Raw genomic sequence first — 8284 nt, forward strand, 5'->3', positions numbered from 1 at the left:
ATTTCGACGACAACGGCAAGCTGCCGCTGCTGCAGTGCGTGCAGGCCGCCGAGAAGGCCCTGATGGACAAGCCCGCCGCCCGTGGCTACCTGCCCATTGACGGCATCGCCGCTTACGACGCCGCCGTGAAGGGCCTGGTGTTCGGCGCCGACAGCGAACCCGTGAAGAGCGGCCGCGTGGCCACGGTGCAGGCCATCGGCGGCACCGGCGGTCTGAAGATCGGCGCCGACTTCCTGAAGAAGCTCAGCCCCAGCGCCAAGGTGCTCATCAGCGACCCGAGCTGGGAAAACCACCGCGCCCTGTTCACCAACGCCGGCTTCACGGTGGACACCTATGCCTACTACGACGCCGACAAGCGCGGTGTGAACTTCGAGGGCATGCTGGTCAGCCTGAACGCCGCCGAGGCCGGCACCATCGTGCTGCTGCACGCTTGCTGCCACAACCCCACCGGCTACGACCTGACCGCCGAGCAGTGGGACCAGGTGATCGCCGTCATCAAGGCCAAGGGCCTGACCCCCTTCCTCGACATGGCCTACCAAGGCTTTGGCAACGGCATCGCCGAAGACGGCGCCGTGATCGGCAAGTTCGTGGCCTCGGGCCTGAACTTCTTCGTGTCCACCTCGTTCTCCAAGAGCTTTAGCCTCTATGGTGAGCGCGTGGGCGCCCTGTCGGTGCTGTGCAGCGACAAGGCAGAGGCCGACCGCGTGCTGTCGCAGCTCAAGATCGTGATCCGCACCAACTACTCCAACCCGCCAACCCACGGTGGCGCCGTGGTGGCCGCCGTGCTGAACAACCCCGAGCTGCGCGCCCTGTGGGAAAAAGAACTGGCCGAGATGCGCGTGCGCATCAAGGCCATGCGCCAGAAGCTGGTGGACGGCCTGAAGGCCGCCGGCGTGAAGCAGGACATGTCCTTCATCACCACCCAGATCGGCATGTTCAGCTACTCGGGCCTGAGCAAAGACCAGATGGCTCGCCTGCGCAGCGAGTTCGGCATCTACGGCACCGACACCGGCCGCATGTGCGTGGCCGCGCTGAACAGCAAGAACATCGACTACGTCTGCCAGGCCATCGCCAAGGTGATCTGATCACCCGCCTCGTTGCCCTGCGCATGAAGAAGCCACCCTCGGGTGGCTTCTTTTTTGTCTGGCGACGGGCCAGGTGTCAGGCCCAGACCATGGATCGCATGCCAATGGAGGCAGCCTGGAAACCCTCATTGAAGTACTCGGGCACAGCCCCCTCCCCCGCGGCCCCGGCCGCCACCATCAGGGGCAGCCAGTGTTCGGGGCTGGGGTGCGAAAGCGCCGCCGTCTCGCCCAGGCCGGCCCAGTCGGCAAGCCGCGCCGGCTGCCCGGCCGACAAGGCCTCGGCCACCGTCTGGTCAAACCCGATGGCCCATTCATAAGCCTGGTTGTCGGGCACTTCTCTGCGCAAGGCGCGCAGGTTGTGCACCACGTTGCCGCTGGCCACGATCAGCACGCCACGCTCGCGCAAAACAGCCAGGCGCCGACCCAGCGCCAGGTGGTCCGCACCACTGCGCCCTGGGTCCACACTGAGCTGAATCACCGGAATGTCGGCCTCGGGGAACATGGGTTGCAGCACCCCCCAACAGCCGTGGTCCAGGCCCCATTCGCCTTCGTCCAGGCCCAATGGCTGTTCGCTGCCGGGCTGGGCCACGGCCTGCGCGATGGCGCGGGCAGCCTCGGGCCAACCGGGCGCGGGGTACTGCAAATCAAACAGGGCTTGCGGGAAGCCGCCGAAGTCGTGAATGGTCTGGGGCTGCGCCATGGCGGTGAGCCACCAGCCATGCGTCATCCAATGGGCCGAGACACACAGCACCAGGCGTGGCGCGGCCTGCGCCCGCAACACCGGCCCCAGCGACTGCCACTGGCGACGCCAGGGGCTATCGGTGATGACGTTCATCGGGCTGCCATGGCCCACGAAGAGCACCGGCAAGCGTGCGGTGCGGGGAAGGGTATCGAGTTCGGGCATGGCGGCATTGTCGCCCGCCTCTGCGGCGTTTCGCGCAGGTGACAGATTCGCCCTTGACATCAGTATTGACCCCGCTGCGCGGAAATCAGCTGGCTGTTATATTGCACTGCAACATAACCGGAGCCCAACGCCATGCTTTACCAGCTCTACGAAGCCCAACGCTCGATCATGGAGCCGTTTTCCGACCTGGCCCAAGTGGCCTCACGCATGTTCAACAACCCCGCCCTGCCCCTGGCGCAGTTGCCACTGGCGCAGCGCGTGTCGGCCGGTTATGACCTGTTGCACCGCTTGGGCAAAGACTACGAAAAGCCGGTGTTCGGCATCCACACGGTGGACGTGGACGGCGTGGACGTGGCCATCCACGAGCGGGTGGAGGTGGACAAGCCCTTCTGCGAGCTGCGCCGCTTCAAGCGCTTCTCCGACGACACCGCCACCCTGGCCAAGCTCAAGGGCCAACCGGTGGTGCTGATCGTGGCGCCACTCTCCGGTCACTACGCCACGCTCTTGCGCGACACGGTGCGCACCATGCTCAAAGACCACAAGGTCTACATCACCGACTGGAAAAACGCCCGTCTGGTGCCCTTGTCGGAAGGCGAGTTCCACCTGGACGACTACGTGAACTACGTGCAGTCCTTCATCCGCCACCTGCAAGGCATCTACGGTGACTGCCACGTGATCAGCGTGTGCCAGCCCACGGTGCCAGTGCTGGCGGCGGTCTCGCTCATGGCAAGCCGGGGCGAGCAGCTGCCGCTGTCCATGACCATGATGGGTGGCCCCATTGACGCCAGCAAATCGCCCACGGCGGTGAACAACCTGGCCACGCAGCGCAGCTTTGAGTGGTTCGAGAACAACGTGATCTACCGCGTGCCCGACAAATTCCCGGGTGCTGGCCGCCGCGTCTACCCCGGCTTCCTGCAGCACTCGGGCTTCGTGGCCATGAACCCCGACCGCCACGCCAACAGCCACTACGACTACTTCCAGAACCTGATCAAGGGCGACAACGAGAGCGCCGAAGCCCACCGACAGTTCTACGACGAGTACAACGCCGTGCTCGACATGGACGCCGACTACTACCTGGAGACCATCCAGACCGTGTTCCAGGACTTCAAGCTGGTCAACGGCACCTGGGATGTGCGCAACGAGCAGGGCAAAGTCGAGCGGGTGCGCCCGCAAGACATCCAGGGCATTGGCCTGCTCACAGTGGAAGGCGAGCTGGACGACATCTCCGGCTCCGGCCAGACGGCCGCTGCCCACGAGCTGTGCACCCAGATTCCGGCCACGCACCGCATGCATTACGAGGCCAAGGGCGCGGGCCATTACGGCATCTTCAGCGGCCGGCGCTGGCGTGAGATGGTGTACCCGGTGGTGCAGTCATTCATCCTGGCGCACCAGCACCAGCAACCGCACGCTCAGACGGCGCCCACCAAAGCCGCACCGGCCAAGAAGGCGCCGGCCCGCAAGAGCGCGGCCTGAGCCTGACCACGCCGGTACCATCGGGGGCATGAACGAACTCGCCCGGCGCATTGACGCCGCCCTGCCCCAGACCCAGTGCCAGCGCTGCAGCTACCCCGACTGCGCCGCCTACGCCCAGGCGATTGCCGCGGGCGAGGCCGGCATCAACCAGTGCCCCCCCGGCGGGCAGGAAGGCATTGAGCGGCTGGCGGCCATCACCGGCCAACCCGTGGTGCCGCTGGACACGCACTTCGGCATCGAAGGCCCGGTGACGGTGGCCGTGATCGACGAAGACTGGTGCATCGGCTGCACGCTGTGCATCAAGGCCTGCCCCACCGACGCCATCGTCGGCCTGAACAAGCGCATGCACACCGTGATCGAGCCCTATTGCACTGGCTGCGAGTTGTGCATTCCGGTCTGTCCGGTGGACTGCATTTCGCTGGACATCGTCAGCGGCGAGCGCACCGGCTGGCAGGCCTGGAGCCCGGCGCAGGCCGAGATGGGCCGCTCGCGTTACGAGCAACACAAGGCCCGCGTGGCGCGGGAAAAGACCGAAAACGAAGAGCGCCTGGTGGTCAAGGCCGAGGCCAAGCTGGCCGACCTGGCGGCCCATTCGCAGATCACCGACGGGGCGGTGCTGGACCAGAAACGCGCCGTGATCGAGGCCGCCCTGGCCCGCGCCCGGGCCCGCCGCGCCGGGTCGACCTGACGATCAGGCCGTAGCCTGGGCCACGCTTTTGTAGACGCCGCAGCCCAGGTAGAGCGAGTCCACCTTCACCACATAAGACATCTTGGTCTGCACCGCGCCAGTGGCCGGGTTGACGATGTCGTATTCCACCCAGCCCGGTGCCTGCTCGGCCTGGTCAATGATGGCCTGCAGCAAGGCGGCGCCGTCCACGCCGGGGATGTCCTGCACGCGGCTGCCCACCTTCTCGGGCTTGCCACCGAAGGCGCGGTAGACACCCGACGCATCCAGCGCGAACACGTACATGTCGCGGTCATGGAAGCCCTGGCTGGGCGCGCTGAGTTCGCGCACGAAGGCATCGGGCGCGGTGCGGCGGCGGTGCTGCAGGGCACGGTCCACCAGGGCCATGGCCTCGTCGGCCGTGCCCTGCTGCAAGCGGAACATCGACACCGCTCGCGCCAGGTGCGCGGCCCGCTGCTCCAGGCGGTTGGCCTGGTCCACCGCGCGCTCCACCATCTGGGCGTTGTGCTGGGTGATCTGGTCGAGCTGGGCCACGGCGGTGGAGATCTCGGACAAGCCGCCACTCTGCTCGGCGCTGGAAGCCGAGATGAGCGAGATGTTCTCGGCCATGCCGCGCACGCCGTTGACGATCTGGCCCATGCGCTGGCCGGCGCCTCGCATCAGGTGCACGCTCGACTCCACCCGCTCGCGCGAAGCCTCGATGAGCTGGCGAATCTCGCGCGCCGAGGCGGCCGAGCGCTGCGCCAGCGAGCGCACTTCGCTGGCCACCACGGCAAAGCCCCGCCCTTGTTCGCCCGCACGCGCCGCCTCCACGGCGGCGTTGAGCGCCAGGATGTTGGTCTGAAAGGCCAGGCTGTCGATCACACCGATGATTTCGTTCATCTGCTGGGCGCTCTTCTGAATGCCCTCCACCGAGTCCACGGCCTGGGCCATGGCGCCTTGCCCGCCTTCGGCCACGCCGCGCACGCCCACTGCCTGGCGGTCGGATTCGCTGGCGGTCTGGGCGTTCTGGGCCACCGCGCTGGTGATTTGCTGCACGCTGGCGGCGGTTTGCTGCAGGTTGGCGGCTTGCTGCTCGGTGCGGTCGGCCAGCTCGCGGTTGCCACGGGCCAGGCTCTGGCCCGCGTGGGCCACCAGCGCGGAATTGCTGCGCACCTCGGCCACCATGGCCGAGACGCTGGCCACGGTGCGATCCAGCAAGCCGGCGAGCGCGGCCATTTCGTCCTGGCCCACCACCTTCACCCGCACCTGCAGGTCACCGCTGGCGGTGGCCTCCATGGCCTGCATCACGCGGCGCATGTCGGCCCGAAAACTCAGGTCAATGCAGGCCAGCCCGTACAGCAGCAGGGCCGCCCCGGCGCCGGCCAGCCAACCGGCTGCCGGCAGACCAGCGGCAATGGGCAGCAGGGCCAAAACGCCCACCAGCGCCACCACGGCCAGCTTGCCGCGCAGCGGCAGGCGACGCATCAGCGTGACACCAGGCCAGAAAAAGGTTTTCAACATCGCGGCTTCCTTAGGCCAAATGAAAGCAAGGCCTGCTGGCCGGCGGGTGGCGACCGCTACGATTCGCCCTGCAGCGGCACCCGTGGCATGGACCTCGGATGCCGCTTTATCGGTACCGTACCCCCTAGGGTTTAGTAAGGCCTTTCCCCATGTCGAACACCAGCCAACGCCTCATTCACCTCAGTGCCCAGCCAGAGCGCAGCCCCACGATTGACCACCCGCGTCCGGAACGCCTGGTGCAAGGCAACCCCATGCGCGAAACCTGGAACCGGGTGGACGATGCCCTGCCGGGCGGACGGGTGTATTGCGGGGTGTGGCGCTGCGAGCCAGGGCGCTGGCGCATTGCCATGGGCGAGACCGAGCGTGAGCTGTTCACCGTGCTGACGGGACGGTGCCGGGTGCACGACGCCCAGGGCGGCTTCGCGGAAGCCGGCCCTGGGGAAGGCATTTACATCCCGCCGGGCTTTGCCGGCGAGTTCGAGGTGCTGGAGCACCTCACCAAGACCTACATGATTTCGGAGTAAGCCGCGCAGCGGCGGCTCACCGGGGGCCGCCCCCGCTCAGGCGGGCTGGGCCTGCAAGGCCGCGAAGGCCTTGACCACCTCGGGCGGTGCCTGCACCAGTTCGATCAGCACGCCCTCGCCGGCAATGGGAAATTCCTCATTGGCCTTGGGGTGCAGAAAGGTGATGTCAAAGCCCGCCGCGCCGCGGCGGATGCCACCCGGGGCGAAGCGCACGCCCTGGGCGGTGAGCCATTGCACGGCGGTGGGCAGGTCGTCGATCCACAGGCCGATGTGGTTCAGCGGTGTGGTGTGCACCGCCGGCTTCTTCTCGGGGTCCAGCGGTTGCATCAGATCGACCTCGACCTTGAACGGCCCGCTGCCGATGGCGCAGATGTCTTCGTCCACGTTCTCGCGCTCGCTCTTGAAGGTGCCGGTCACCTCAAGCCCGAGCATGTCCACCCAGAGCTTCTGCAGGCGCAGCTTGTCGGGGCCGCCAATGGCGATCTGCTGGACGCCCAGCACCTTGAAAGGACGCTGAACGGCGCTCATTGCTCAAACTCCACGATGGGTTGATCGACCACCAGCGACTCGCCTTGCGAGGCCAGCACCTTGGCCACCACGCCATCGGCCGCGGCGAACAGCACGTTCTCCATCTTCATGGCCTCGATCACGGCCACGCGCTCACCGGCCTGCACCTTCTGGCCCACCTGCACCGCCACCTGCACCAGCAGGCCGGGCATGGGCGAGAGCACGTATTTGCTCATGTCGGCCGGGGCCTTGAAGGGCATGAGCTGGTGCAGCTGGGCCATGCGCGGCGACACCACCATGGTCTCGATGCGCGTGCCGTTGTGCTGCACCACCAGGGCCAGCGGGTTGCGGGCCGTGCCGCGCTCGATCTGGGCGGTGAAAGGCTGGTCGTTGCAGGTGCCGGCAATACACACGTCGTTCAGGCGCGAGGGGCTCTGGATGGCGTAGCGCTTGTCGCCCACGGTGACCACGGCCGCGCCGATCTGGCCGGTGACCTCGTCCACGTGCACCGCAGAGTAGCGGTGCTGACCTTGTTGCCCGTCCAGCGTGATGACGGTGTAGTCGTGGCCCACCTTCACGCCGTAACCGGGCAACTGACCACTCAGGCCAGCGGCGCGCTCGCGGCTCTTGCGGCGCACGAAGGCGGCCAGCGCCACCAGGAAATCGGCGTCGTCGTGCGGCACGTCTTCGGCGCGGAAGCCCTGGCCGTAGTGCTCGGCGATGAAGCCGGTGTTGAATTCACCGGAGACGAACTTGGGGTGGGCCAGCAGCGCCGCCTGGAAGGGGATGTTGCTCTGCACGCCGCGAATCACGAAGCCGTTGAGGGCTTCGCGCATCTTGGCGATGGCGTCCGCGCGGTCTTTGCCGTGCACGATGAGCTTGGCGATCATCGAGTCGTAGAACATCGGGATCTCGCCACCGTCCTGCACGCCGGTGTCCACGCGCACGCCGAAGCGGTCTTGCGTGTTGGCTTGCCACATGCTCTGCGCGGGCGGCGTGAAGCGCACCAGGCGGCCGGTGGAGGGCAGGAAGTTGCGGAAGGGGTCTTCCGCGTTGATGCGGCACTCGATGGCCCAGCCTTCTTTCTTCACGTCGGCCTGGGTCAGCGGCAGCTTCTCGCCGGCGGCCACGCGAATCATCAGCTCCACCAGGTCCAGGCCGGTGATGCACTCGGTCACCGGGTGCTCCACCTGCAGGCGGGTGTTCATTTCCAGGAAGTAGAAGTCCTGGTCTTTGCCCACCACGAATTCCACCGTGCCGGCGCTCTGGTACTTCACGGCCTTGGCCAGGGCCACGGCCTGCTCGCCCATGGCCTTGCGCGTGGCATCGCTGATGAAGGGGCTGGGCGCTTCCTCGATCACCTTCTGGTGGCGGCGCTGGATGGAGCACTCGCGCTCGTTCAGGTAGATCACGTTGCCGTGGCTGTCGCCCAGCACCTGGATCTCGATGTGGCGCGGCTCCTGGACAAACTTCTCCATGAACACGCGGTCATCGCCAAAGCTGTTGCGCGCCTCGTTGCGGCAGCTGCTGAAGCCCTCGAAGCATTCCTTGTCGTTGAAGGCCACGCGCAGGCCCTTGCCACCGCCGCCGGCGCTGGCCTTGA

General features: G+C 66.9%; 8 protein-coding genes. 4 read left to right on the plus strand and 4 right to left on the minus strand.

Features of this window, described 5'->3' with window-relative positions; genetic code table 11:
- A partial coding sequence (locus ACE3RQ_RS18670; RefSeq protein WP_374523595.1) for an amino acid aminotransferase occupies positions 1-1085 on the plus strand: 1085 nt, incomplete at its 5' end.
- Positions 1086-1161: 76 nt separating this feature from the next.
- Here ACE3RQ_RS18670 and ygiD read toward each other — a convergent pair.
- Positions 1162-1989, minus strand: coding sequence for a 4,5-DOPA dioxygenase extradiol (gene ygiD, locus ACE3RQ_RS18675; RefSeq protein ID WP_374523596.1), 828 nt, complete (start codon positions 1987-1989; stop codon positions 1162-1164).
- A 132-nt stretch (positions 1990-2121) separates the two neighbouring features.
- Here ygiD and ACE3RQ_RS18680 point away from each other — a divergent pair, with 132 nt between their 5' ends.
- Positions 2122-3462, plus strand: a complete 1341-nt coding sequence (locus ACE3RQ_RS18680) for a polyhydroxyalkanoate depolymerase (RefSeq protein ID WP_374523597.1) — start codon at positions 2122-2124, stop codon at positions 3460-3462.
- Between the two features lie 28 nt (positions 3463-3490).
- Positions 3491-4150 carry an electron transport complex subunit RsxB gene (gene rsxB, locus ACE3RQ_RS18685; protein ID WP_374523598.1) on the plus strand — a complete coding sequence of 220 codons (660 nt, stop codon included), beginning with the start codon at positions 3491-3493 and terminating at the stop codon, positions 4148-4150.
- A 3-nt stretch (positions 4151-4153) separates the two neighbouring features.
- Here the strand turns inward: rsxB and ACE3RQ_RS18690 are convergent, their stop codons facing one another.
- Positions 4154-5650, minus strand: a complete 1497-nt coding sequence (locus tag ACE3RQ_RS18690; RefSeq protein ID WP_374523599.1) for a methyl-accepting chemotaxis protein — start codon at positions 5648-5650, stop codon at positions 4154-4156.
- Positions 5651-5799: 149 nt separating this feature from the next.
- Here ACE3RQ_RS18690 and ACE3RQ_RS18695 point away from each other — a divergent pair, with 149 nt between their 5' ends.
- On the plus strand, positions 5800-6174 hold the full coding sequence (locus ACE3RQ_RS18695) for a cupin domain-containing protein (protein WP_374523600.1): 375 nt from the start codon (positions 5800-5802) through the stop codon (positions 6172-6174).
- A 36-nt stretch (positions 6175-6210) separates the two neighbouring features.
- Here ACE3RQ_RS18695 and ACE3RQ_RS18700 read toward each other — a convergent pair whose 3' ends face one another.
- Together ACE3RQ_RS18700 and ACE3RQ_RS18705 are read right to left on the minus strand one after the other, a co-directional pair.
- Positions 6211-6702 carry a VOC family protein gene (locus ACE3RQ_RS18700; RefSeq protein WP_374523601.1) on the minus strand — a complete coding sequence of 164 codons (492 nt, stop codon included), beginning with the start codon at positions 6700-6702 and terminating at the stop codon, positions 6211-6213.
- The coding region (locus ACE3RQ_RS18705; RefSeq protein ID WP_374523602.1) for a biotin/lipoyl-containing protein at positions 6699-8284 on the minus strand (1586 nt) is incomplete at its 5' end. The genes ACE3RQ_RS18705 and ACE3RQ_RS18700, both read right to left, overlap by 4 nt.

It is taken from the genome of Hydrogenophaga sp. (assembly GCF_041913525.1).
In the GTDB taxonomy this organism is placed as follows: Bacteria; Pseudomonadota; Gammaproteobacteria; order Burkholderiales; family Burkholderiaceae_C; genus Hydrogenophaga.

Excerpts from the sequence above, each read along its gene's own strand:
- ACE3RQ_RS18690 (WP_374523599.1), bottom strand. The coding sequence starts at position 5,650 with ATGTTGAAAACCTTTTTCTGGCCTGGTGTCACGCTGATGCGTCGCCTG.
- ygiD (WP_374523596.1), bottom strand. The coding sequence starts at position 1,989 with ATGCCCGAACTCGATACCCTTCCCCGCACCGCACGCTTGCCGGTGCTC.
- ACE3RQ_RS18680 (WP_374523597.1), top strand. The coding sequence starts at position 2,122 with ATGCTTTACCAGCTCTACGAAGCCCAACGCTCGATCATGGAGCCGTTT.
- ACE3RQ_RS18700 (WP_374523601.1), bottom strand. The coding sequence starts at position 6,702 with ATGAGCGCCGTTCAGCGTCCTTTCAAGGTGCTGGGCGTCCAGCAGATC.
- ACE3RQ_RS18695 (WP_374523600.1), top strand. The coding sequence starts at position 5,800 with ATGTCGAACACCAGCCAACGCCTCATTCACCTCAGTGCCCAGCCAGAG.
- rsxB (WP_374523598.1), top strand. The coding sequence starts at position 3,491 with ATGAACGAACTCGCCCGGCGCATTGACGCCGCCCTGCCCCAGACCCAG.